Annotated in this window: 19 protein-coding genes and 2 pseudogenes; 12 read left to right on the top strand and 9 right to left on the bottom strand. The window is 63.0% G+C overall.

The window, feature by feature from the left end:
- The first annotated feature begins 522 nt into the window (after positions 1-522).
- From arnB to M1B35_RS06330, 10 genes and pseudogenes are all read left to right on the top strand, one after another.
- Positions 523-1,662 carry a UDP-4-amino-4-deoxy-L-arabinose aminotransferase gene (arnB, locus tag M1B35_RS06375; RefSeq protein WP_268261509.1) on the top strand — a complete coding sequence of 380 codons (1,140 nt, stop codon included), beginning with the start codon at positions 523-525 and terminating at the stop codon, positions 1,660-1,662.
- Between the two features lie 5 nt (positions 1,663-1,667).
- On the top strand, positions 1,668-2,687 hold the full coding sequence (gene arnC, locus M1B35_RS06370; protein WP_123332981.1) for an undecaprenyl-phosphate 4-deoxy-4-formamido-L-arabinose transferase: 1,020 nt from the start codon (positions 1,668-1,670) through the stop codon (positions 2,685-2,687).
- Entirely contained in the window at positions 2,684-4,690 is a 2,007-nt protein-coding gene (arnA, locus tag M1B35_RS06365; protein ID WP_268261508.1) for a bifunctional UDP-4-amino-4-deoxy-L-arabinose formyltransferase/UDP-glucuronic acid oxidase ArnA, read from the top strand. Before arnC ends, arnA begins: the two co-directional genes overlap by 4 nt.
- Complete coding sequence (gene arnD, locus M1B35_RS06360; protein ID WP_268261507.1) at positions 4,690-5,574, top strand: 4-deoxy-4-formamido-L-arabinose-phosphoundecaprenol deformylase; 885 nt, start codon at positions 4,690-4,692, stop codon at positions 5,572-5,574. The genes arnA and arnD overlap by 1 nt, the downstream gene beginning before the upstream one ends.
- Positions 5,571-7,219: pseudogene (gene arnT / locus M1B35_RS06355) on the top strand (lipid IV(A) 4-amino-4-deoxy-L-arabinosyltransferase). Before arnD ends, arnT begins: the two are co-directional and overlap by 4 nt.
- Positions 7,216-7,560: a 4-amino-4-deoxy-L-arabinose-phosphoundecaprenol flippase subunit ArnE gene (gene arnE, locus M1B35_RS06350; RefSeq protein ID WP_123332973.1), complete on the top strand. Its 345-nt coding sequence runs from the start codon at positions 7,216-7,218 to the stop codon at positions 7,558-7,560. Before arnT ends, arnE begins: the two are co-directional and overlap by 4 nt.
- Positions 7,557-7,976 (top strand): 4-amino-4-deoxy-L-arabinose-phosphoundecaprenol flippase subunit ArnF, encoded by a 420-nt coding sequence (gene arnF, locus M1B35_RS06345; protein ID WP_268261506.1) that lies wholly within the window; start codon positions 7,557-7,559, stop codon positions 7,974-7,976. The genes arnE and arnF overlap by 4 nt, the downstream gene beginning before the upstream one ends.
- The gene (locus M1B35_RS06340; RefSeq protein WP_268261505.1) at positions 7,973-9,346 is read left to right on the top strand and encodes a UDP-glucose dehydrogenase family protein; all 1,374 of its coding nucleotides are present in this window, start codon (positions 7,973-7,975) and stop codon (positions 9,344-9,346) included. Before arnF ends, M1B35_RS06340 begins: the two co-directional genes overlap by 4 nt.
- Entirely contained in the window at positions 9,347-10,960 is a 1,614-nt protein-coding gene (locus tag M1B35_RS06335; protein ID WP_123332967.1) for an ArnT family glycosyltransferase, read from the top strand.
- A gap of 220 nt (positions 10,961-11,180) precedes the next feature.
- On the top strand, positions 11,181-11,888 hold the full coding sequence (locus tag M1B35_RS06330) for an HPP family protein (RefSeq protein ID WP_123332965.1): 708 nt from the start codon (positions 11,181-11,183) through the stop codon (positions 11,886-11,888).
- A gap of 46 nt (positions 11,889-11,934) precedes the next feature.
- Here the strand turns inward: M1B35_RS06330 and M1B35_RS06325 are convergent, their stop codons facing one another.
- The 6 genes from M1B35_RS06325 to M1B35_RS06300 all read right to left on the bottom strand — a co-directional run bounded on the left by M1B35_RS06325 (position 11,935) and on the right by M1B35_RS06300 (position 16,763).
- Entirely contained in the window at positions 11,935-12,798 is an 864-nt protein-coding gene (locus tag M1B35_RS06325; RefSeq protein WP_268261504.1) for a LysR family transcriptional regulator, read from the bottom strand.
- A gap of 362 nt (positions 12,799-13,160) precedes the next feature.
- Entirely contained in the window at positions 13,161-13,640 is a 480-nt protein-coding gene (locus tag M1B35_RS06320; protein WP_123332960.1) for an Lrp/AsnC family transcriptional regulator, read from the bottom strand.
- A 12-nt stretch (positions 13,641-13,652) separates the two neighbouring features.
- Positions 13,653-14,414: an ABC transporter ATP-binding protein gene (locus tag M1B35_RS06315; protein ID WP_268261503.1), complete on the bottom strand. Its 762-nt coding sequence runs from the start codon at positions 14,412-14,414 to the stop codon at positions 13,653-13,655.
- A gap of 67 nt (positions 14,415-14,481) precedes the next feature.
- Positions 14,482-15,192 (bottom strand): ABC transporter permease, encoded by a 711-nt coding sequence (locus M1B35_RS06310; RefSeq protein ID WP_268261502.1) that lies wholly within the window; start codon positions 15,190-15,192, stop codon positions 14,482-14,484.
- Positions 15,189-15,914, bottom strand: coding sequence for an ABC transporter permease (locus tag M1B35_RS06305; protein WP_268261501.1), 726 nt, complete (start codon positions 15,912-15,914; stop codon positions 15,189-15,191). Before M1B35_RS06305 ends, M1B35_RS06310 begins: the two co-directional genes overlap by 4 nt.
- 69 nt (positions 15,915-15,983) lie before the next feature.
- Positions 15,984-16,763: a transporter substrate-binding domain-containing protein gene (locus M1B35_RS06300; RefSeq protein WP_268261500.1), complete on the bottom strand. Its 780-nt coding sequence runs from the start codon at positions 16,761-16,763 to the stop codon at positions 15,984-15,986.
- A 427-nt stretch (positions 16,764-17,190) separates the two neighbouring features.
- Between M1B35_RS06300 and M1B35_RS06295 the strand changes: the two genes are divergently transcribed.
- Entirely contained in the window at positions 17,191-18,294 is a 1,104-nt protein-coding gene (locus tag M1B35_RS06295) for an enoyl-CoA hydratase/isomerase family protein (RefSeq protein ID WP_268261499.1), read from the top strand.
- Between the two features lie 3 nt (positions 18,295-18,297).
- A complete protein-coding gene (locus tag M1B35_RS06290; RefSeq protein ID WP_268261498.1) occupies positions 18,298-19,449 on the top strand; it encodes an acyl-CoA dehydrogenase family protein in 1,152 nt (383 codons plus the stop codon).
- A 144-nt stretch (positions 19,450-19,593) separates the two neighbouring features.
- Here the strand turns inward: M1B35_RS06290 and M1B35_RS06285 are convergent.
- The 3 genes and pseudogenes from M1B35_RS06285 to M1B35_RS06275 all read right to left on the bottom strand — a co-directional run.
- Positions 19,594-21,027 (bottom strand): annotated as a pseudogene (locus M1B35_RS06285) (type VI lipase adapter Tla3 domain-containing protein); the annotation flags it as partial.
- Between the two features lie 231 nt (positions 21,028-21,258).
- Positions 21,259-22,032, bottom strand: a complete 774-nt coding sequence (locus tag M1B35_RS06280; RefSeq protein ID WP_123332946.1) for an enoyl-CoA hydratase — start codon at positions 22,030-22,032, stop codon at positions 21,259-21,261.
- Between the two features lie 14 nt (positions 22,033-22,046).
- Positions 22,047-23,174 (bottom strand): acyl-CoA dehydrogenase, encoded by a 1,128-nt coding sequence (locus M1B35_RS06275; RefSeq protein WP_123332944.1) that lies wholly within the window; start codon positions 23,172-23,174, stop codon positions 22,047-22,049.
- Positions 23,175-23,176: the final 2 nt, after the last annotated feature.

Here is a 23,176-nt window from a genome sequence, read left to right as displayed (position 1 = left end):
GGGTACCGTCCTCGCGGGCTGGCCGTGCTTGTCAGGGGCGGAATCGACGGCGTCAGTCACAGCATCCTCGCTCGGGTTCTTGCCACGGTTTGACCTGAGTCATAAGCGCCTGCACTTTTTGTACGGTTTTGTGGCCACGGAATGCCCTGCGCCCACCTGTTTCTTTCACTGATTCAAGCCTCGAGACCCACAAACTGAACACTGGCTGTCTGCCTCGAAGATAAACGCCGTTTTACGCTAATTTTCATATTCGTTTCACATTTTCCCGCTTAATCTCAGCCACCGAAATCAGCCAAATTTGAATGCATGCGATTCTCGCCAAGCGAAGATAACATCTTGATCCACATTTACTTTTCGCCAACATGGTCTTTAATCAGGGTTTGCACGGAACGCTACGTTGGCCCAACAATCGGATGTCGCTGACGATGAAAACATGTCGCCTCAATAGCCTCTGAAATCTCCATCCCTTTTTCTATTTTTTCTGACTTCCCAGTCTTGCGATAAGTTTTTTCCGAGGTCCCTATGAACCAGGCTTTCCTTCCCTTTTCACGGCCGAGCATTGGCGATGAAGAGATCGCCGCTGTAGAGCAGGTTCTACGTTCCGGCTGGATCACCACCGGGCCGAAAAACCAGGAGCTGGAACAGCAATTCGCCGAACGGGTCGGTGCCCGCCATGCCGTGGCCCTGTCCTCGGCCACCGGCGCCATGCACATTACCCTGCTGGCCCTAGGCATCGGCCCGGGGGATGAAGTCATCACCCCGTCCCAGACCTGGGTCTCCACCGCGAACATGATCTGCCTGCTGGGGGCGACCCCGGTGTTTGTCGATGTCGACCTCGACACCCTGATGAGCGATGTCGCGGCCATCGAAGCCGCCATCACCCCACGAACCAAAGCCATCATTCCGGTGCACTACGCCGGCGCGGCTTTTGACCTCGACCCGCTGTATGCCTTGGCCGAGCGCCACGGTATCCCGGTGATCGAAGACGCTGCCCACGCCGCCGGTACCTTCTATCGCGGCCGGGCGATCGGTGCCCAGGGCACGGCGATCTTTTCCTTCCATGCGATCAAGAACATGACCTGTGCCGAAGGCGCGATGTTCGTCAGCGACGACCAGGCCCTGGCCGATCGGGTGCGCATGCTCAAGTTCCACGGTTTGGGGGTGGACGCCTACGACCGCCTGACCCACGGCCGCAAACCCCAGGCCCAGGTGATCGAACCGGGTTTCAAGTACAACCTGGCCGACATCAACGCGGCCATCGCCCTGGTGCAATTGCAACGCCTGGACGAAATCAACGCCAAGCGTGAACACCTGGCTCAGGCCTACCTGGAGCGCCTCAAGGACCTGCCGGTCCAACCCCTGGCACTGCCCGTCTACCCTCAGCAACACGCCTGGCACCTGTTTATCCTGCGCATCGACGCCGAGCGCTGCGGCCTTGACCGCGAGGCGTTTATGCAAGGCCTGCAGGCGCAGAACATCGGCACCGGCATCCATTTTATTGCCACCCATCTGCACACCTATTACCGCCAGCGCTTCCCTCAGGTGCAGTTGCCCAACACCGAGTGGAACTCCGCACGCCTCTGTTCGATCCCACTGTTCCCGGACATGACCCTCGACGACGTCGAGCGGGTCACCGGTGCCATTGCAACCCTCTTGGACTGAAGCCTTTGAAACCCTATCCCATTCAGTTCGTGTCGATCGTCATCCCGGTCTACAACGAAGAACAAAGCTTGCCCGAGCTGTTGCGCCGCACCGAAGCAGCCTGCCGCCAACTGACCTACGACTTTGAAATCGTACTGGTGGACGACGGCAGCCGCGACGAGTCGGCGAACATTCTGCAAGCCGCCGCCGAACGCGAAGGCAGCCCGGTGGTGGCGGTGATTCTCAACCGCAACTACGGCCAGCACGCGGCAATCATGGCCGGCTTCGAACAGTGCCGCGGCGACGTGGTGATCACCCTGGATGCCGACCTGCAGAACCCGCCGGAAGAAATTCCACGCCTGGTGGCCCAGGCCGAGCTGGGTTACGACGTGGTCGGCACGGTGCGCAACAACCGCCAGGATTCGGCCCTGCGCCGCTGGCCGTCGAAGCTGATCAACCTGGCCGTGCAGCGTTCCACCGGGGTCGCCATGAGCGATTACGGCTGCATGCTGCGGGCCTATCGCCGGACCATCATCGACGCGATGCTGGCCTGCACCGAGCGCAGTACCTTTATCCCGATCCTGGCCAACAGCTTTGCCCGGCACACCACCGAGGTGCTGGTGGAGCACGCCGAGCGCGAGCACGGCGACTCCAAGTACAGCCCGATGCGCCTGATCAACCTGATGTTCGACCTGATCACCTGCATGACCACCACGCCCCTGCGGCTGCTGAGCATCATCGGCTTCGGTATGGCCGGCCTCGGTGGTCTGTTCGCCCTGATGCTGATCGTCCTGCGGTTGATTTTCGGCGCCACCTGGGCCGGTGACGGCACCTTTGTGTTGTTCGCCGTGCTGTTCGTGTTCACCGGTGGCCAGTTCATCGGCATGGGCCTGCTGGGGGAATACCTGGGGCGCATGTACAGCGATGTGCGGGCGCGTCCGCGCTTTTTTATCGAGAAAGTCTTGCGCAGCCAGCCCGCGGCCCCGGTTCGCAGCGTGACTGTCGACGGTTTAACTTCCACCCATACTGATCAGGTTTCGCCATGAGCAATAAAGCTGTCGTCTTCGCCTACCACGATATTGGCTGCGCAGGCATCGAAGCCCTGCTCAACGCCGGCTACGAGATTGCCGCGGTGTTCACCCATGCCGATGACCCCAGGGAAAACACCTTCTACGGTTCGGTCGCACAACTCTGCGCACGCCGAGGCATTGCCGTGCACGCGCCAGAAGACGCCAACCACCCGCTGTGGATCGAGCGCGTCAGCAAGCTCAACCCCGACTACCTGTTCTCGTTCTACTACCGCAACCTGCTGAGCGAGCCGCTGCTGGCCACCGCACGCAAGGGCGCGTTCAACCTGCACGGTTCCCTGCTGCCGCGCTACCGTGGCCGGGCCCCGGCCAACTGGGTGCTGGTCAAAGGTGAAACCGAAACCGGCGTCACCCTGCACCGCATGGTCAAGCGCGCCGACGCCGGCGACATCATTGCCCAGGAACGTGTGGCCATCGAACGCAGCGACACCGCCCTGAGCCTGCACGCCAAGCTGCGTGATGCGGCCTCTAGCCTGCTGCGCGACACCCTGCCGCAACTGGCCCAGGGCAAGGTCAGTGAAACCGCTCAGGACGAATCCCAAGCCAGCTACTTCGGTCGTCGTAGCGCTGCCGACGGCAAGATCGAATGGAAACGTCCCGCCGAAGAACTGTTCAACCTGGTGCGCGCCGTGACCCAGCCTTACCCGGGCGCCTTCTGCGCGGTGGGCGAGCACAAGCTGATCGTCTGGAGCGCCGAAGTCGCCAAGGGCAACGACGGCCAGGCCCCGGGCCGGGTCATCAGCGTCGACCCGCTGCGCATCGCCTGTGGCGAAGACTCCCTAGTCATCACCTCGGGCCAGCGCAACGCCAACGGCCTGTACCTGGCGGGTCCGCAACTGGCCAATGAACTGGGCCTGGTGGACGGTTCGCTGCTGCGCGGCGCCGAATCCGGACGCAAGGCGCGCCGCACCCGGGTGCTGATCCTCGGGGTCAACGGCTTTATCGGCAACCACCTGTCCGAGCGCCTGCTGCGTGACGACCGCTACGAGGTCTACGGCCTGGACATCGGCTCCGACGCCATCGAGCGCCTGCGCAGCCACCCCAACTTCCACTTTGTCGAAGGCGACATCAGCATTCACTCGGAGTGGATCGAGTACCACATCAAGAAATGCGACGTGGTCCTGCCCCTGGTGGCCATCGCCACGCCGATCGAATACACCCGCAACCCGTTGCGCGTGTTCGAACTGGACTTCGAGGAAAACCTCAAGCTGGTGCGCTACTGCGTCAAGTACAACAAGCGGGTGATCTTCCCCTCGACCTCCGAAGTCTATGGCATGTGCCAGGACCAGAACTTCGACGAAGACCACTCCAACCTGATCGTCGGCCCGATCAACAAGCAGCGCTGGATCTACTCGGTATCCAAGCAGTTGCTGGACCGGGTGATCTGGGCCTACGGCGCCAAGGGCCTGAATTTCACCCTGTTCCGCCCCTTCAACTGGATGGGCCCGCGCCTGGACCGCCTCGACTCGGCCCGCATCGGCAGCTCCCGGGCCATCACCCAGTTGATTCTCAACCTGGTGGAGGGCACGCCGATCCGCCTGTTCGACGGTGGCGAGCAAAAACGCTGCTTCACCGACATCGCCGACGGCATCGAAGCCCTGGCGCGGATCATCGACAACGACCATGACGCCTGCAACGGCCAGATCATCAACATCGGCAACCCCGACAACGAAGCCAGCATCCGTCAACTGGGCGAAGAATTGCTGCGCCAGTTCGAAGCCCACCCGCTGCGCAGCAACTTCCCACCGTTCGCGGGTTTCCGCGACGTGGAAAGCAAGGCCTTCTACGGCGCCGGCTACCAGGACGTGGAGCACCGCAAACCGAGCATCGCCAACGCCAAGCGCCTGTTGAACTGGGAACCGACCGTGGAAATGAGCGAGACCATCGGCAATACCCTGGACTTCTTCCTGCGCGAGGCCATGCTCGAAATCGCGGAGCGCACAAAAGAAGAAGCACGCTGATGCAGGCGGGTCTGCGCATTGATGTCGACACCTACCGCGGCACCCGTGAAGGCGTGCCACGGTTGCTCGACTCCCTGGAGGAAGCCGGGGTCAAGGCGACCTTCTTCTTCAGTGTCGGGCCGGACAACATGGGGCGCCATTTATGGCGCCTGATTCGTCCGCAATTCCTGTGGAAGATGCTTCGTTCCAACGCCGCCGGCCTCTATGGCTGGGACATCCTGCTGGCTGGCACTGCCTGGCCGGGTAAACCCATCGGTCGCGACCTGGGGCACCTGATGCGCCAGGCCCTGGCCGCCGGCCATGAAGTCGGCCTGCACGCCTGGGACCACCACGGTTGGCAGGCCAATGCCGGGCGCTGGAGCCAGGCCCAACTGATCGAGCAGATTCGCCAAGGCGTCGACAGCCTCAACGACATTCTCGGCCAGGCGGTGAGCTGTTCGGCGTCCGCCGGCTGGCGCGCCGACGAGCGTGTGATCGAAGCCAAGCAGACCTTCGGCTTCCGCTACAACAGCGATTGCCGGGGCCAGAGCCTGTTCCGGCCGCGCCTCGCAGATGGCCGCTTGGGCGCCACGCAGATCCCGGTGGAGCTGCCCACCTTTGATGAGGTGGTCGGGCCGCTGGTCAGCGCCGAGGATTTCAACGGTTTTATCCTCGACCGGTTCAGCCCGGCGAAACTCAACGTCTACACCGTGCACGCCGAAGTGGAAGGGATTCTCATGGCCAATGATTTCCGTCAGTTGCTGGCCAGTGCCCAGCAACGCGACATTCAGTTCCAACCCCTGGGTCAATTGCTCCCCGCAGACACCGCCAGCCTGCCCTCGGGCCAGGTGGTACGCGGTGCCCTGCCCGGTCGGGAAGGCTGGCTGGGAGTGCAAGGCGCATGACCAGACGTTGGGCCCTACCCCTGCTATTGATCGCCTTCGGCTTGTTCTACCTGCTGCCGCTGGGCACCCACGGTTTGTGGATTCCCGATGAAACCCGCTACGCCCAGATCAGCCAGGAAATGCTCCTCAGCGGCCATTGGGCGTCGCCGCATTTCATGGGCATCCGCTACTTTGAAAAACCCGTGGCCGGTTACTGGATGATCGCCCTCGGCCAGGCCCTGTTCGGCGACAACCTGTTCGGCGTGCGCGTGGCCTCAGCCTTGAGCAGCGGCCTGAGCGTGCTGCTGGCCTATGTGATCGCCCGGCGCCTGTGGAACGACCCGCGCAAGAGCCTGGCCAGCGCCCTGCTCTACATGAGCTTCACGGTGATCGCCGCGTCGGCCGGCTACGCCAACCTGGACCCGCAATTCACCTTCTGGGTCAACCTGAGTCTGGTGGCCCTGTGGTTCGCCTTCGACAATCAGACCCCGGCCGGGCGCCTCGGCGCCTGGGCCCTGCTCGGCCTGGCCTGTGGCATGGGCTTCATGACCAAAGGCTTTCTCGCCTGGTTGTTGCCGGTGCTGGTCGCCCTGCCCTATGCCCTCTGGCAGAAGCGCTTCCGTGAGTTGCTGATCTATGGCGGGGTCGGCGTGCTGGTGGCACTGCTGGTCAGCCTGCCCTGGGCCCTGGCGGTGCACGCCCAGGAGCCGGACTACTGGCGGTTCTTCTTCTGGCACGAGCACATCCGTCGCTTTGCCGGTGAAGACGCCCAACATGCCTCGCCGTGGTGGTACTACCTGCCGTTGCTCGTGGCTTACAGCGTGCCTTGGGTGTTGCTGCTGCCGGCCACCTTCAAGCACGCCTGGCAGTCGCGGCGCCAGGCCCGCAGCGGTTTCCTGATCCTGTGGCTGGTATTGCCCCTGGCTTTTTTCAGCCTGAGCAAGGGCAAGCTGCCGGCCTATATCCTGCCGTGCCTGCTGCCCCTGGCCCTGCTGATGGGCAGCAGCCTGATGGACACACTGGCCGCCGGAAAAACCCGCGCCGTCAGCCTCAACGGTCTGCTCAACCTGATCTGCGGCCTGCTGGGGTTGCTGACCCTGGTGTACTTCCAGATGAAAAAGCCGCTGTACATGGGCGAACCCCAGCATCTGGTGCTGGTATTCGTCGCCCTGATCGGCTGGATCATGGCCAACCTGCTGCAAGCCTTCCGCCCTCTGCAGCTGTGGGCGCGCCGGCGCTTGGCAGTTGGCTGCTGGTGGCCCTGGTACCGGCCGGCCTGCCCCACTCCGTGGTCGATAACAAGATGCCCGACCAGTTTATCCTCGAGCACCAAGAGGCACTGGGCCAGGCCAAAGCGCTGCTGAGCAATGACCTGGGGGCAGCGTCGGCCCTGGCCTGGCGCCTGCGTCGGCCCGATGTGGCCCTGTACAACACCGAAGGCGAAGTGAAGTACGGCCTGGGCTACGCGGACAGCGCCGCGCGCAAGGTCGACCTGAACCAGGTCCAAGGCTGGATCAGCGAGGCCCGAAAAACCGGTTCGGTGGGCGTGGTGATGCGGGTCAAGAGTGATGACGAGCTGCACGAAGTCGACTTGCTGCCCAAGGACGCCCAGCGTTACCAGCGCGGCAATATCGTGATTTTCATCATCCCCCAGGTACAGCCATGAGCCTGTTGCTCTTGCTTCTGGCCTGCCTGCTGACCTGTCTGGGCCAGGTGGCGCAGAAGTTCGCCGTGGAAAGCTGGCGCGACCGGCCGTCCGCGCTGCGCGACAAACTGCGCTCGCCCTGGCTGTGGCTGGCATTGGCCAGCCTGGGCTTGGGCCTGCTGGTGTGGCTGCTGGTGCTGCAACGCATGGAGGTAGGCGTGGCCTACCCGATGCTCAGCCTGAACTTCGTACTCATCACCCTGATTGCCCGCTTCGTCTTTCATGAACACATCGACCGCCGTCACTGGCTGGGCGTCGCCCTGGTGATCGGCGGCGTGGCGTTGTTGAGTCAACACGCATGAGCCGGCTCCGCGGTTTTACCTTTGCCCTGGGCAGCGTGGCCCTGGTCAGCGCCGCCCAACTGGGCATGCGCTGGAGCATGACCCGCCTGCCCGCCCCGGCCCAATGGCTCGAGGCCCTCAGCGGCGGCAGCCTGGACCTGGCGGCCCTGGGGCTGGTGCTGGTGCTGGCGGCCATCGGCGCCTACGCCCTGTCCATGCTCTGCTGGCTGCTGGCCCTGCGCGACGTGCCCCTGGGCCGCGCCTATTCGCTGCTGAGCATCAGTTATGCCCTGGTCTACCTGCTGGCCGCCGCCCTGCCGGCGTTCAACGAACCCTTCAGCCTCTCCAAAAGCCTGGGGGTGGCCTTGGTCATCCTCGGCGTCATCGTTATCAACTCTCGACCTGCTCCCGCGACAAGTCCCAGGAATACCCCATGAAAATCAGCGTATTTGGAAGTGGTTATGTCGGGCTGGTACAAGCCGCCGTATTGGCTGAAGTCGGCCACGATGTCATCTGCATGGACATCGACGAGCACAAGGTCAAGCAACTGCAACAGGGGCTCGTGAGTATCTTCGAGCCGGGGCTAGCCAGCCTGGTGCGGGAAAACCTGGAAGCCAAGCGCCTGAGCTTCACCAACGATGAGCAACTGGCGGTGCAGCATGGCCAGGTGCTGTTCATTGCCGTGGGCACGCCGTCTAGCGAAGACGGCTCGGCGGACTTGCGTTATGTGCTGTCGGTGGGCGACGCCGTGGCCCGGCACCGCGAGCAGCCAGTGATCCTGGTGGAAAAATCCACCGTGCCAGTGGGCACCGGCGACACGCTGAAGGCCCATATCGACGCGGCCCTGGAAGGCCGGAACCTGGAATTCGATATCGTCTCCAACCCGGAATTTCTCAAGGAAGGATCGGCCGTGGCCGATTGCCGACGCCCGGACCGGATCATCATCGGCTGCGAGCGTGAAGAGGTGCGCGAGGTGATGCGCGAGCTGTACGCACCGTTCAACCGCAACCACGACCGCATCATGTTCATGGACCTGCGCAGCGCCGAGCTGACCAAGTACGCGGCCAACTGCATGCTGGCGACCAAGATCAGCTTTATCAACCAGATCGCCGAGCTGGCCGAGCACCTGGGGGCCGACATTGAATCGGTGCGCCTGGGCATCGGCGCCGACTCGCGCATCGGCTATCACTTTATCTACCCCGGCTGCGGCTACGGCGGCTCGTGCTTCCCCAAGGACATGCGCGCGCTGATCCACAGTGCCGAGCAAGCCCACTGCTCCAGCGACCTGCTGCAAGCGGTGGAAGCCATCAACGAGCGGCAGAAACACAAGCTGTTCCAGCGCATCCATGCGTTCTACAAGGGTGAGCTGCGCGGCAAGACCTTTGCCCTCTGGGGCCTGGCCTTCAAGCCCAACACCGACGACATGCGCGACGCGCCGAGCCGGGTGTTGCTGGAAGCACTGTTCGCCGCAGGGGCCGAAGTGCGGGCCTTCGATCCCGAAGCCATGCAGGAAACCCAGCGCCTGTACCCCAACGAGTCGCAGTTGATGCTGATGGGCACCCCGGAATCGGTGCTCAACGGTGCCGACGCCCTGATCATCTGCACCGAGTGGCAGCAGTTCAAGGCCCCGGATTTCGAGCTGATCGAAAAACGCCTCAAGGCCCCAGTGATCTTCGACGGCCGCAACCTGTACGACGCCGAACGCCTGGCCCGCGCCGGTTTCACCTACTTCCCCATGGGCCGTGGTGAATCCCGCCACTTGCCGATCGCCCGGCAAGCCGTCCTCGGCAACGCTGCCCAAGCCTGAATGGACATCGACCCCATCGCCCCGTCCAAACGCCTTTATTGGCAAGCGCTGGGGCTGGGGTTGCTGGCCTTGCTGCTGTTTAGCGCGGGCGTCTATCAGCAGCCGGTGATCGGCTTCGACTCTCGATTCGTGCTGTTCGCCAAGGAAATGCTGCGCCACGGGCCGGGGTTTTTCCCCACCACCTACGGGGAGCCCTACGCGGACTACAGCGCGGCATCCACCTGGCTGGTGTACCTGCTGTCGCTGCCCCTGGGCCAGGTCACCACCCTCAGCGCCTGGCTGCCCAGCGCCCTGTCTGCGGCCCTGATCGTCAGCCTGATGTATCGCCTGGTGGCGCCCTACTCCCGCCCCTGGGCCCTGCTCAGCGTGGCCTTGCTGCTGCTGAGCAACACCTTTATCAGCGAAACCCGTGCCGTGTCCCTGGACCAGATGCTCGCCGCTGTGGCCCTGGCGGTGTTCTACCTGGGGTACGCCCATGAGCACTTCGCCGCGCCGCGCCGGACCTGGCTGATCCTGCTGTTGCTGGCGCTGGGGTTTGCCATTCGCGGGCCCATTGGCCTGGTGATTCCCACCGGCATGCTGTGCAGCTATTACCTGTTGAACGGCCAATGGCGGCGCCTGCTGGGTTTTGGCTGTAGCGCCCTGCTATTGCTCATGGCCGGTGTGGCGCTGTTGCTGTGGCTGGCCCAGCTCAGTGGCGGCCCGGGTTTTGTCCAGGACGTGATCCGCATGCAGTTCATGGGGCGCATGGACGGCAGCGAAGGCTCCAGTGGCCTGTTCTTCTACTTCACCAGCTCCCTGGGCAACTACGCCTTGGCCTACCCTCTGTCCCTGTTGACCTGGGTGGGTGTGTTACTGGCCGGGCGCGGTGATCAAGGCCCGGCCTTCAGGTTGCTGCGCCTGTGCACCGCCGCCGGTTTGGTGGTGATGATCGGCCTGTCGATTCCCCAGGCGAAGAAGGCCCGTTACCTGCTGCCGATGCTGCCCATGGCGGCGATTATTGCGGCCTATCCATTTCAGGCTCAGCGCGGATCGCTCTTCACCGCGTTGCGAGTATTGATGCAGGGCCTGTGGCTGCTGTTGCCAGGGGCCCTCTTGGTGGCCCTGGTGCTGTTGCAGCGCCGGTTTCCCCAGCAAGGGGTGGCGCTGCCAACGGTCTTGGCGATCCTCGGCGGGCTGCAACTACTGGCCCTGTGCCTGTTGCGAGCTCGCTGGCGAGCGGTGGGCCTGGCCTACAGCGCCGTGCTTGCGGTGTGGACCTGTTACATCGGGGTCTTCGAGCCAGTGCAACGGCAGTTGTATGACACCCAGGCGTTCAGCCATGCCGTGCTGCAACGAATCCAGACCGACCCCGCGCCTCTGGTGCTGTACGGCATGGGCAAGGACGCCAAGGCGATCAAGTTCATGGTCAACCTCGATCAGGACCTGCAACCGCGGTTCAGCGAGCAGCTACCGTCGTTGCTGGCCTCGCCGGAACCGGCCTGGCTGATGCTCGATCAAAGCGCAGTACGAGGCACGCCCCTGGAACACGTTACCCCGGCCTTGAGCGGTCGTTTCGACAATAACGATTACCTGCTGCTGCGCCTGCCCGCCTCCGTGCCGGGCGCCGACTGAAGGCCGCCGCTTGACGCCGGTCATCCGCCTTGAACGGAGGGTTCGGGTTTAACTGCAAAAATAATGCACTTAACCAGCATTATTATGAATTTGTCAGCACCCCATTCGAACGGCACACTGTGGCCGTTCCTTCCCCCAAATGTTGGAACGTTAAAGGGCTTTCTGGTGATCCAGGCAAGCCCTTCTTTTTGCCTGCCTTTTGCCCCGGATCCTGTTGCTCATGTTTGCTCGCTGGAAACCCGCTGTCGTCAATACCCGCCCTTCGGAATGGAGCCGCGCCGCCATCGGCATGGCCCTGGGCACCCTGTTCAGTGTCTGGCTGTGTGGCCAAGTGTTCGGTACCGCTGTGGCCTTGCACCTGATCGGCCCCCTCGGCGCCTCCGCCGTCTTGCTGTTTGCCGTGTCGTCGGGGGCGCTGGCCCAACCCTGGTCGATTCTCGGCGGCTACCTGTGTGCGTCCGTGGTTGCCTTGCTGGTGGCCCATGTGCTCGGGCGGACCCTGGGCAGCGCCTGCCTGGCGGCGGGCATGGCGCTGATCCTGATGTGTTGGCTGCGTTGCCTGCACCCGCCAGCCGGCGCCCTGGCCCTGACCCTGGTGTTGGCCGACCCGGCGACCATCGCCCTCGACTGGCAAGCCCTGGGCCCGGTCATGCTCGGGGCCACAGGTTTGTTGTGCAGCGCCCTGGCGTACAACAACCTGACGCGGATTCGTTACCCCAGGGGCGCCAGTGAGCCCGTAGTGGCGGTGCCGACCGAACCGCGCACGACGGACAGCCTGGGCATCACCGCCGAAGACCTGAAGGAGGCCCTGGCCGAGATGGAAGCGTTCTTCGATGTCACGCCCCAGGACCTGGAGCAACTGATTCACGCCAGCGAAACCCATGCACGGCGGCGTAGCATCGGCCAGGTGCTGGAGCCACGTCTCTGATTGCCGCGTGATCGCGGGTCACCCATCGCGATAGCCAAGGCCGGCTTCAGAGCAGCGGGTCCCAACGCTGGGACCAATCGTTGTCACTGGCGATCACTTCGCGCAATACGGCGCAGGCCTGTTGCAAGGCTGCCGAATCGCGCTCACGGGCATACAGCAGGTAGGTCGGAAAGCTGAACTCCGGGGCCTTCTCCACCCGCTCCAGCACACCGCTGTCCAGGTAGCTCTGCACCACCCGGGTACGAAAGTAGCCGCTGCCGCCGCTGTCGAGGATGAACTGCAAGGCCAGGGGCCCGAGGTTGAAACTCACCGCCGCCCGGGCCTGATCCGGCAAGGCGGCATCGTGCTGGCGGCGAAAATCCTCGCCCCAATCGATGTACACGTAAGGCTCCGGGTTGTCGGCCAGGCGCACGTGAATCAGCTTTTCTTCCAGCAATTGCTCAACCTGCAGCCCCGGCCAATACACCGGCTGGTAGACCAGTGCCGCATCCAGCACCCCCAGTTCCAGCTGACGTTGCAGGCTGGCGCCGTCGGCGATCTCGGTACGGATGGCGTGGCCGGGCATGACTTGGCGCAGGCAGCGCACCCAATTGAGCATGAGGGGGTTGCACAGGCTGACCTCACCGCCAATGCGCAACACGTTGTGATAGCCCTGCAACAGCGGCAAATCCCGTTGCGCGGCCTCCCAGGTCTGCACCAACTGGTTGGCATAGACGATGAAGGCCTCGCCGTCGGCCGTGAGCCGGGCGCCGGCGCGGTTGCGCACCAGGAGTTTGCAGTTGAGCTGGCCTTCGAGGTTCTGCACCCGGGCGCTGATGGCGGTCTGGGTCAGGTGCAGGCGTTCGGCGGCGGCAATCAGGCTGCCGCTGCGGACGATTTCCAGGAAGGTGCGGGCCAGTTCGATGTCCATACTGCCTCGGGAGCGAAAGTCGAGCGCCATTGTAGCGGCGCCCGCCCCGCTGCGCGCCTAAGCGGCATGCATTTGCCGTGACGGCACCGCCAGGCTTACTGCGCACACCGTACGGTTCTCCCCCGTGGCGCATTCGATCAACGGGCCGCTCGGCGTTGCCGACGAAGGTTGCCCACTTCGGGCGTGCACGCAGGCGTCTTCAGGGAACACAGCCTTGCGGGTGATTAGGGCCTTGATAACGGTAGGCGCTGGCTTGCCAGCGATTGCAATCCTGAGGGCAATGCAAAACTCGGCGGACCTATCGCCGGCAAGCCGGCTCCTACAAACGATTTCATCTTGTAGGAGCAGGGCCTGCGGGCGGGTTATTCCATGGTGGTCTTGACCATCGCCAGTTCCGGATGGCTGACCAGCTTGTCGATGTGCAGGTCGGGGTCGTCGAACCAGACTTCGGTGAGCACGCGGTAATGCTCCATGTCACGGCAGCGCATGCGCAGGCTGTAGTCGAAGGCGCCGCTGATCAGGCGGCACTCCAATACTTGCGGGCAGCCACGAACCTTGGCCTCGAAGGCCTTTTGCGCCGCGCGCCCGCTTTGGTTGGATAAGGCCACCAGCACCAGCAACGACAGGCCCGGGGTGAGCTTTTTTTCATCGAGGATCGCGCCATATCCGCGGATCACCCCGAGCTGTTCGAGCTTGCGCACCCGCTCCAGGCAAGGCCTGGGGGTCAGGTGCACGCGCTCGGAGAGTTTCTGGTAGGTGATGCGCCCTTCGTGGCGCAACACCTCGATGATCGCTTGATCGATCCGATCAAGCACAATCGACAGGTCGCGGATGTCCGCCATGGATGCCTTCCTTTACTTCAAACGGCCAGATAAAAATTGCTGCAAACGTTCACTTTGTGGCTGGTCAAGTATGCGTGCGTCGCCCTGTTCCTCGACACGCCCCTGGTGCAAAAACAGCACCTGGCTCGACACCTGGCGGGCAAAACCCATTTCGTGGGTGACCATCAGCATGGTGCGCCCCTCCTCCGCCAGTGCCTGGATCACCTTGAGCACTTCGCCCACCAGTTCCGGGTCCAGGGCCGAGGTCGGTTCGTCGAACAGCAGGATCTCCGGTTCCACCGCCAGCGCCCGGGCAATCGCTACCCGCTGTTGCTGGCCGCCGGAAAGGAACGCCGGGTACTGCTCGGCCACCCGCTGCGGCAAGCCGACTTTGTCCAGGTAGGCCCGGGCACTCTCCTCGGCCGCCTTGCGGCTGACACCCAGGACCCGGCACGGCGCGAGGATAATGTTTTCCAGCACCGTCAGATGGCTCCACAGGTTGAAATGCTGGAACACCATGGCCAGGCGCGTGCGCAGGCGCTGCAGTTGCGCCGGGCTGGCGACCCGCATGCCGCCGGGGGCGGAACGGGTGGCGATGCGCTCACCGTCCAGTTCGATCAAGCCCTCATCGGCCCGTTCGAGAAAGTTGATGCAACGCAACATGGTGCTCTTACCCGAACCACTGGCGCCGATCATGCTCACCACGTCGCCGGCCCGCGCCTTTAGCGAGACGCCCTTGAGCACCTCGTTGTCACCAAAGCGCTTGTAGAGATTTTCAACGGTCAATTTGTACATGCAACACTCCTGGCGCTTCACCGGCCACGGCGGCGCTCTGGATAGACATAAGGGAAGTGGAACGCACTCAGTGGGCAGGCCCGAGGAAGCTCAGCCAGCGCCGCTCCGCCAGACGAAAGCCGCCGACCAGGGCGAAGGACAGCCCGAGGTAGAGCAGCCCGGCGATGCCGAACGCCTGAAAGGTCATGAAGGTCGCGGCATTGGCGTCCCGCGCCACCTTGAGAATGTCGGGAATGGTCGCGGTGAAGGCCACGGAGGTGGCGTGCAGCATGAGGATCACTTCGTTGCTGTAGAACGGCAGCGCCCGGCGCAAGGCCGACGGCAGGATCAACCGCCAGTACAGGCGCCAGCCACTCAGACCGTAGGCATGGGCAGCTTCGATTTCACCGTAGGGAATACTGCGGATGGCCCCGGCAAAAATCTCCACCGTGTAAGCGCAGGTATTGAGGGTGAAGGCCAGCAAGGTGCAGTTCATCGCATCGCGGAAAAAGGCTTCCAGCAGCGGTTGAGAGCGGATCGCCGCCATGCCGTAGAGGCCGCTGTAGCAAATCAGCAACTGGATATACAGCGGCGTGCCACGAAACACGTAGGTGAACAGTTGCACCGGCCAGCGCACCAGGGCCCAGCGCGAGGTGCGCATGATCGCCAGGGGCAACGAGAGGAAGAACCCCAGGACGATGCTCGCCACCAGCAGCCACAAGGTCATGGCCAGCCCGGTCAGGCTTTCGCCGTCGCTGAACAGAAAGGGACGCCAGTATTCCTGAATCAATTCGATCATCGCGACAGTCCTCGCACACCTTGGTTGTAACGCCGTTCAAGCCGTCGCAGCCCGTAGTTCGACGCACTGGTAATCAGCAGGTACAGGGCGCCGGCCAGCAGCAGGAAATCCAGCATGTTGAAGGTGCTCTTGCCGGCTTCCTGGGCCACTTTGACCAGGTCCGACAGGCCGATGATCGACACCAGCGCCGTGGCCTTGAGCAGCACCAGCCAGTTGTTGCCCAGGCTCGGCAAGGCAAAGCGCATCATTTGCGGGAAGACCACGAAGCGAAAGCGCTGCCAGCGATTGAGGCCGAAGGCCGCCGCGGCTTCCTGCTGACCCCGGGGCACACTGAGGATGGCGCCACGGAAGGTTTCGGTGAAATAGGCACCGTAGATAAAACCCAGGGTGATGACCCCCGCCACAAAAGGGTCGATTTCCATGAAGGGCCAGCCCATGAACTCGGTGAGGCTGCTCAGCCAGCCTTGCAGGCTGTAGAAAATCAGCAGCATCAGCACCAGGTCCGGCACCCCGCGAATCAGCGTGGTGTAGAAGGTCGCGGGCAGGTTCAGCAGGCGCAACGGCGACAGCTTGGCGGCCGCCCCCAGCAGGCCCAGGAGCATGCTCACCAGCAGTGACAGGGCCGAGAGTTTCAGGGTGACCCAGGTTCCGTGCAGCAACAGCGGGCCATAGCCTTGCAAGACCGAGAGGTCCAGGCCGATAAAATTCAGGAAGGTATTCACGCCAATCACCTTGAATGCGCCGCACACCAAACCCTGGATCGTCGAGCGATCCAGGGGCGGCGTCGGGCATCAGTTGTTGTAGAGGTCCAGATCGCCGAAGTGTTTCTGCTGGATCTGTGCGTAGATGCCCTTCTCGTGCAGGGCCTTGATGGCGGCATTGAGCATGCCTTTGAGCTCGTCCTGGTCCTTGCGGATGCCAATGGCGATTTCCGACGGTACCAGCGGGTCACTGATGCCCTGGCTGTTCTGGAAATCCGCACCTTGTGGCGAGGTGAGGAAGCTCATCTGCGCTTGCAGCTTGTCCTGGATCGAGGCGTCGAGGCGCCCGTAGACCAGGTCGGCGTAAACCTGATCCTGGTTCTGGTAGGCCCGCAGCTTGACCCCGGCCGGGCCCAGTTTGGCCTTGGCGTAGGTTTCCTGGATGGTGCCTTGCATGTAGCCGATGGTCTTGCCCTTGAGGGACTCACCGGTGGGCTCCAGGCCCGAATCCTTGCGAGTGACGATGGCGGTCGGGCCGGCGTACAGGCGGTCGGTGAAGTCGATCTGTTTTTTGCGCGCGTCGGTGACGGTCATCGAGGATTCGATGGCGTCGAACTTGCCGGCCTTGAGTGCAGGGATCAGGCCGTCGAAGTCATTGCTGACCCACACGCACTTGACCTTGAGCTCGACGCAGATGGCATTGCCCAAGTCCACGCCAAACCCTTGCACGCCACCATCGGCGGTGGTGGATTCAAAAGGCGGGTAGCTGGGGTTGACGCCAAAACGGATTTCCTTCCACTCCTTGGCGACAGCGCCTTGGGAGCACAACGCCAACGCCATTACCGGCAAAGCCAGCCATTTATTATTCATCTTCAGAGTCCCGGATTATTTGGAGTTATAGCGACTGGCCCAAGGGCCCGGCCGCACTTTTGACAGGGGCAGAGAGTTCATGCGGCTTTGGCCGCAACAGGGTTCTTGTTAGGTTCAGAGCACGTTGCATGCGCCTTGCAACGCGGTGCCAGAATGCCAACAGACGCCCCCCCTCAGGTGTCGTAAGCAGCCGCCGAAACAGCCCGGATCGGCTGATAACGGCTCCTCGGCAGCCGATTCTGTCGTCAGGCGTCTGAAACAGGGCCTGGAGCGAGCAAGCGCTACGCTTTACCCGTGCCGACCATGCAAAAATGCACAGCCGACCTGCAGGTTTCGGGGTTGTAAGGGACAAATTTGCACTGTTACGATCCGGCCAGGTTCGCGCGCGAGCTTTTCCATAAAGAACAATAAAAGCAGGGAGTTAGTGATGACTGCTCAGGTTTCATCCCCAGCGACAGCCACCCGCACCGCCGACGACGATGTGCTGGTGGAGGTCCGCAACCACATCGGTCACCTGACCCTCAACCGCCCCGCCGGTCTCAATGCCATTACCCTGCCCATGGTGCGCAGCTTGCAACGCCAGCTCGACGCCTGGGCCCTGGACCCGCACGTGCATGCCGTGGTGCTGCGCGGCGCCGGCGAGAAGGCGTTTTGCGCCGGTGGCGACATTCGCTCGCTGTACGACAGTTTCAAGAACGGCCAGACCCTGCACCAAGACTTCTTCGTCGAGGAGTACGCCCTCGACCTGACCCTGCACCATTACCGCAAGCCGGTGCTGGCACTGATGGACGGTTTTGTCCTTGGCGGCGGCATGGGCTTGGTGCAAGGCGCCGACCTGCGGGTGGTCACTGAACGCAGCCGCCTGGCGATGCCGGAAGTGGCCATCGGTTATTTCCCGGATGTGGGCGGCAGTTACTTTCTGCCCCGGGTACCCGGCGAGCTGGGCATTTACCTGGGGGTCAGCGGTGTGCAGATCCGCGCCGCTGACGCCCTGTACTGCGGCCTCGCCGATTGGTACCTGGACAGCGACAAACTGGCCTTGCTGGACCAGCGCCTGGACGGCCTGAAATGGGGCGATGCGCCCCTCAAGGATCTGCAGGGCGTCTTGGCCAAGCTGGGAGTGCAACACCTGCCCGACGCGCCCCTTGCCGAGCTGCGCCCGGCCATCGATCACTTCTTCGCGCTGCCCGATGTGCCAAGCATCGTTGAGCAATTGCGTGCCGTGAGCCTGGGCGACAGCCGTGAGTGGGCCATCGGCACCGCCGACCTGCTGCAGACCCGCTCGCCCCTGGCCATGGCCGTGACCCTGGAAATGCTGCGGCGCGGCCGCCAGTTGAGCCTGGAACAATGCTTCGCCCTGGAGCTGCACCTGGACCGCCAATGGTTCGAGCGCGGCGACCTGATGGAGGGCGTGCGCGCCCTGATCATCGACAAAGACAAGACCCCGCGCTGGAATCCGCCCACGTTGCCGGCCCTGGATGCCGGGCACGTGGCGAGTTTCTTCAGCGGCTTCGACCACAGCGGGAGCTGAGCCATGCACGATATCGAATTGACCGAAGAACAAGTAATGATCCGCGACATGGCCCGGGATTTTGCCCGGGGCGAAATCGCCCCCCACGCCCAGGCCTGGGAAAAAGCCGGCTGGATCGACGATGGCCTGGTGGCAAAGATGGGTGAATTGGGCCTGCTGGGCATGGTGGTGCCCGAGGAATGGGGCGGCACCTACATGGATTACGTCGCCTACGCCCTGGCGGTGGAGGAAATCTCCGCCGGTGACGGTGCCACCGGGGCCTTGATGAGCATCCACAACTCCGTGGGCTGCGGGCCGATCCTCAACTACGGCACCGAGGCGCAAAAGCAGGAATGGCTGCCGCAATTGGCCAGCGGCGCCGCCATCGGCTGCTTCTGCCTGACCGAACCCCAGGCGGGCTCCGAAGCCCACAACCTACGCACCCGCGCCGAGTTGCGGGACGGCCAGTGGGTGCTAAACGGCGCCAAACAGTTTGTAAGCAACGGCAAGCGCGCCAAGCTGGCCATCGTATTCGCCGTGACCGACCCGGAGCTGGGCAAGAAAGGCCTGTCGGCGTTCCTGGTGCCCACCGACACGCCCGGGTTTATCGTCGACCGTACTGAACACAAGATGGGCATTCGCGCCTCCGACACCTGCGCCGTGACCCTCAACCAGTGCAGCATTCCCGAGGCCAACCTGTTGGGTGAGCGCGGCAAGGGCCTGGCCATTGCCCTGTCCAACCTGGAAGGCGGGCGCATCGGCATCGCCGCCCAGGCCCTGGGCATCGCCCGCGCGGCCTTTGAAGCGGCCCTGGCCTACTCTCGCGAGCGAGTGCAGTTCGACAAGCCAATCATCGAGCACCAGAGCATTGCCAACCTGCTGGCGGATATGCACACCCGGCTCAACGCCGCGCGCTTGCTGATCCTCCACGCCGCACGCCTGCGCAGCGCTGGCAAGCCGTGCCTGTCGGAAGCCTCCCAGGCCAAGCTGTTCGCCTCGGAAATGGCCGAGAAGGTCTGCTCCTCGGCGATGCAGATCCATGGGGGGTATGGCTACCTGGAAGACTATCCGGTGGAGCGTTACTACCGCGACGCACGGATTACCCAGATCTATGAAGGGTCGAGCGAAATTCAGCGCCTGCTGATTGCCCGCGAGTTGAAGCATTATCAGCTGTGATGAAGATCGCTTTATTTGCGTACAGCTACCCGTAGGAGCCGGCTTGCCGGCGATGAAGCCTCTGAGCCTGGTGTCGCACTTAGGGACGCCATCGCTGGCAAGCCAGCTCCTACACAGCCCCGTTTGGCAGGGAGCGGCGATTTATGGCTGTAACTTCACCGCAAAGTGCTGACTGCCCACGGGCTTTTTACCCGGGGTTGGCGAGGTCACGCTGATGATCGTCGCTTGGCTCTTGCGACGCAGGGGCATCACCACACTGGTGTCGGCATTCTGGTAGCTGGCCATGGTGGCCAGCGCAATGCCCACGAACGGTGAAGCGGCGCCGGTATCGCCCAGGCGTTGGCTGAGGTCGTAGCTCTGGCCGGAATTGAGCAGGTCCAGGGAGACATGGGCGACGCCGAGAGCGGGAACCAACTCGGCCAGTGGCGTGCTGTTCGGGCCGCCGTCGTAAAACACCCGGGCCGGTGCCGGCGCAACGGCTTCAGTGGCTTTTTTCCAACCAGCGGCCAGTTGTGCGGTCACGGCTTCGTGTTTCAGGCGCTCGCCGTTGTCGGGTCGCAGCAGGGAAACCGTGACCGGGCGATGAATCCTGGCCAGTACCGGCAAGGCGTCCCATTGCTCAAAGGCGCGCTCGGTCCAGGGCTGCGGGATGAACTCCGACGGCTGAAACTCGACAGCAGGTTTGCGCCAGCCCCAACCGGTGAATTCGGGATCGATTTTGTTCTTGTTGACCTGGGTGAAGGGGGCGTAATAGCGCAGCCACTCGACACGCTCGGGACGGCCTACGACCAGCGCGACCATCGAGTCGGTGAGTTCGCCTGGTTTACGCGGCCCTGGCCCCCCGATCAGAGGAGCCCCTCTGGCGGAGAGTGCGTACGACATGCTGAAGCCTTCTTTGACGTACACCAAAACAGCCGGCAGGTCAGGGTAACGTTCGAACAGCTGGAACAGGTTTTCTATCAACCCTTCCGGGGTGTCGGTGCACAGGATGCCGTCCTGAAGATTACGAATACGATGCCAATGGAGCCCGGCAGTTGGTCGCAGGTGATTGACCATGACAGACAAACTGTTTCGCGTTCTTTCAGGCGCAAAGCGCAGGTTCGGGGCTTGAGGGTCCCACCCTCGAACCACCGTTATCGTGGGAATCGGCCACTTCTCCAGAAAGTCCCTTAACCCCAACTCCAATGCGTCTGCTTGGCGTTTTTCATAGGCCATGTCCTTGTCATCAGCGGTCTGAGGGTATTTCTGCGGGTCCATGGGCAGGATGCTGCCTACCTGCCGGGCTTGTGCCTGCTTGCCACTCTGTTCCTGCAACGCCTGCCAAACCTGCCCCTGCCGAAAGACATCCAGGCTCAGGCCGATACTGAGCACATCCAGGGTTTCCAATCGAGGCGAAGCAGTGGGTGCTCGGTAGCGAGGGTCAACGGTCATGGCGGACGCCTTCCTGGCTGAGGTATAGGCCGTCACGGGCGTGGCGGCACTGGCAAAGCAACGACCCGAATTCAGGGGCGGCTCAGCGGCCTGAACCCAGTGGCTGAGTAGCGGCAAGCAGCCAATAAACAACAGTATGCGGTGCATCAGAACAGTCCACTCCCTTTGACTCGGGTCTTCGACACGACGGCAGTCAGTTGCCGTTACAGATCAGCCATAAAAGGTGCCCAGACTACAGGGCTCCGTGCGGCCATAGGTGCAGCCCAGGCAAAAAAAATCGCAGCTCACGCTGCGATTTTTTGTCTCTGCAGGAACAGGCTGGACGGCGCCCTTGAAATGGCGATCGCTGGCACGCCAGCGCCTACCGTGGGCATGGGTTTATTGGTCTTTGAAGTGGGCGTCGCGTTTGGCGATAAAAGCGGCCATGCCTTCTTTCTGGTCGTGGGTGGCGAAGGCGGCGTGGAATACCCGGCGCTCGAAGCGCACACCTTCCGACAGGCTGACTTCAAAGGCGCGGTTCACGCTTTCCTTGATCATCATGCTCACCGGGATCGACTTGCCGGCGATCAGGGTGGCGACCTTCAGGGCTTCGTCCAGCAGCTCATCGGCCGGCACGATGCGTGCGACGATGCCGCAACGTTCCGCTTCCACGGCATCGATAAAACGCCCGGTCAGGCACATTTCCATGGCTTTGGCCTTGCCCACGGCGCGGGTCAGCCGTTGGGTGCCGCCCATGCCCGGCAGCACGCCGAGGTTGATTTCCGGCTGGCCGAACTTGGCGTTGTCACCGGCCAGGATGAAGTCGCACATCAGCGCCAGTTCGCAGCCGCCACCCAGGGCAAAACCGTTGACCGCAGCAATGATCGGCTTGCGGCGGTTGGCCACACGGTCGCTGTCGCTGAACAGGTCGTCGAGGTAGATCTGCGGGTAGGTCAGCTCGGCCATTTCCTTGATGTCGGCGCCGGCGGCAAAGGCTTTTTTCGAACCGGTGAGGACGATGCAGCCGATTTTCGGGTCGGCTTCCAGGCGGTCCAGGGCCTGGTTCAACTCGCTGACGATCTGCGCGTTGAGGGCGTTCAAGGCCTGAGGGCGATTGAGGGTGATCAGGCCGACTCGGTCCTTGATCTCCAGCACGATGGTTTCGTAACTCATGTAGCAGCTCCTTCTCAAAGATTGCGCGAAATGACCAGCCGTTGAATGTCGCTGGTGCCTTCGTAGATCTGGCAAACCCGCACATCGCGATAGATGCGCTCCACGGGAAAGTCGCTCAGGTAACCGTAACCACCCAGGGTTTGCAATGCTGCGGAACAGACTTTCTCGGCCATTTCCGAAGCGAACAGCTTGGCCATGGAAGCTTCCACCAGTGCCGGCTTGCCGCTGTCACGCAGCGCCGCCGCATAGTGCACCATCTGCCGGGCCACGGCGATCTGGGTGGCCATGTCGGCCAGACGGAACGCCACGGCCTGGTGTTCGATGATCGGTTTGCCGAAGCTTTGCCGCTCCCGGGCGTAATCCCGGGCCGCCTCGAACGCCGCACGGGCCATGCCCACCGACTGCGAGGCGATACCGACGCGGCCGCCTTCAAGGTTGGCCAGGGCGATCTTGTAGCCTTCGCCCTCCTCGCCCAGACGATTGGCGACCGGCACCCGCAGGTCTTGAAAAAGGATCTGGCAGGTGTCGGACGCATGCTGGCCGAGCTTGTCCTCGACCCGGGCCACGCTGTAGCCCGGTGAGTCGGTGGGCACGATAAAGGCGCTGATGCCGCGCTTGCCGGCACTCGGGTCGGTCACCGCGAACACAATCACCACCCCGGCGTTCTGCCCGGAGGTGATGAACTGCTTGCAGCCATTGAGCACGTAGTGATCGCCGTCCCGACGGGCCCGGGTGCTCAGGCTGCTGGCGTCGGAGCCGGCCTGGGGTTCGGTGAGGGCAAAGGCGCCGAGCATGGCGCCGCTGGCCAGGGGCGTGAGAAAGCGTTCTTTCTGCGCGTCGTTGCCGAACGTGAGGATCGGCACACAACCCACCGAGTTGTGCACGCTCATGATGGTGGAGCAGGCCCCGTCACCCGCTGCCACTTCCTCCAGAGCCATGGCATAGGCCAGGTAACCGGTGTCGCAACCGCCCCACTGCTCCGGCACCAACATGCCGAAGAAGCCCATTTCGGCCATCTCGGCGATGGCTTCCTTGGGAAACCGGTGTTCCCGGTCCCACTCGGCGGCAAAGGGCTTCAACCGCTCCTGGGCAAACTGCCGGGCGGCGTCGCTGATCTGCAATTGTTCGTCATTGGGCAGCATGG

The organism is Pseudomonas morbosilactucae, from assembly GCF_023241665.1.
Lineage (GTDB): Bacteria > Pseudomonadota > Gammaproteobacteria > Pseudomonadales > Pseudomonadaceae > Aquipseudomonas > Aquipseudomonas morbosilactucae.
Note: the sequence above shows the minus strand (reverse complement) of the source record. Positions and strands in the feature narration are given on the sequence as shown.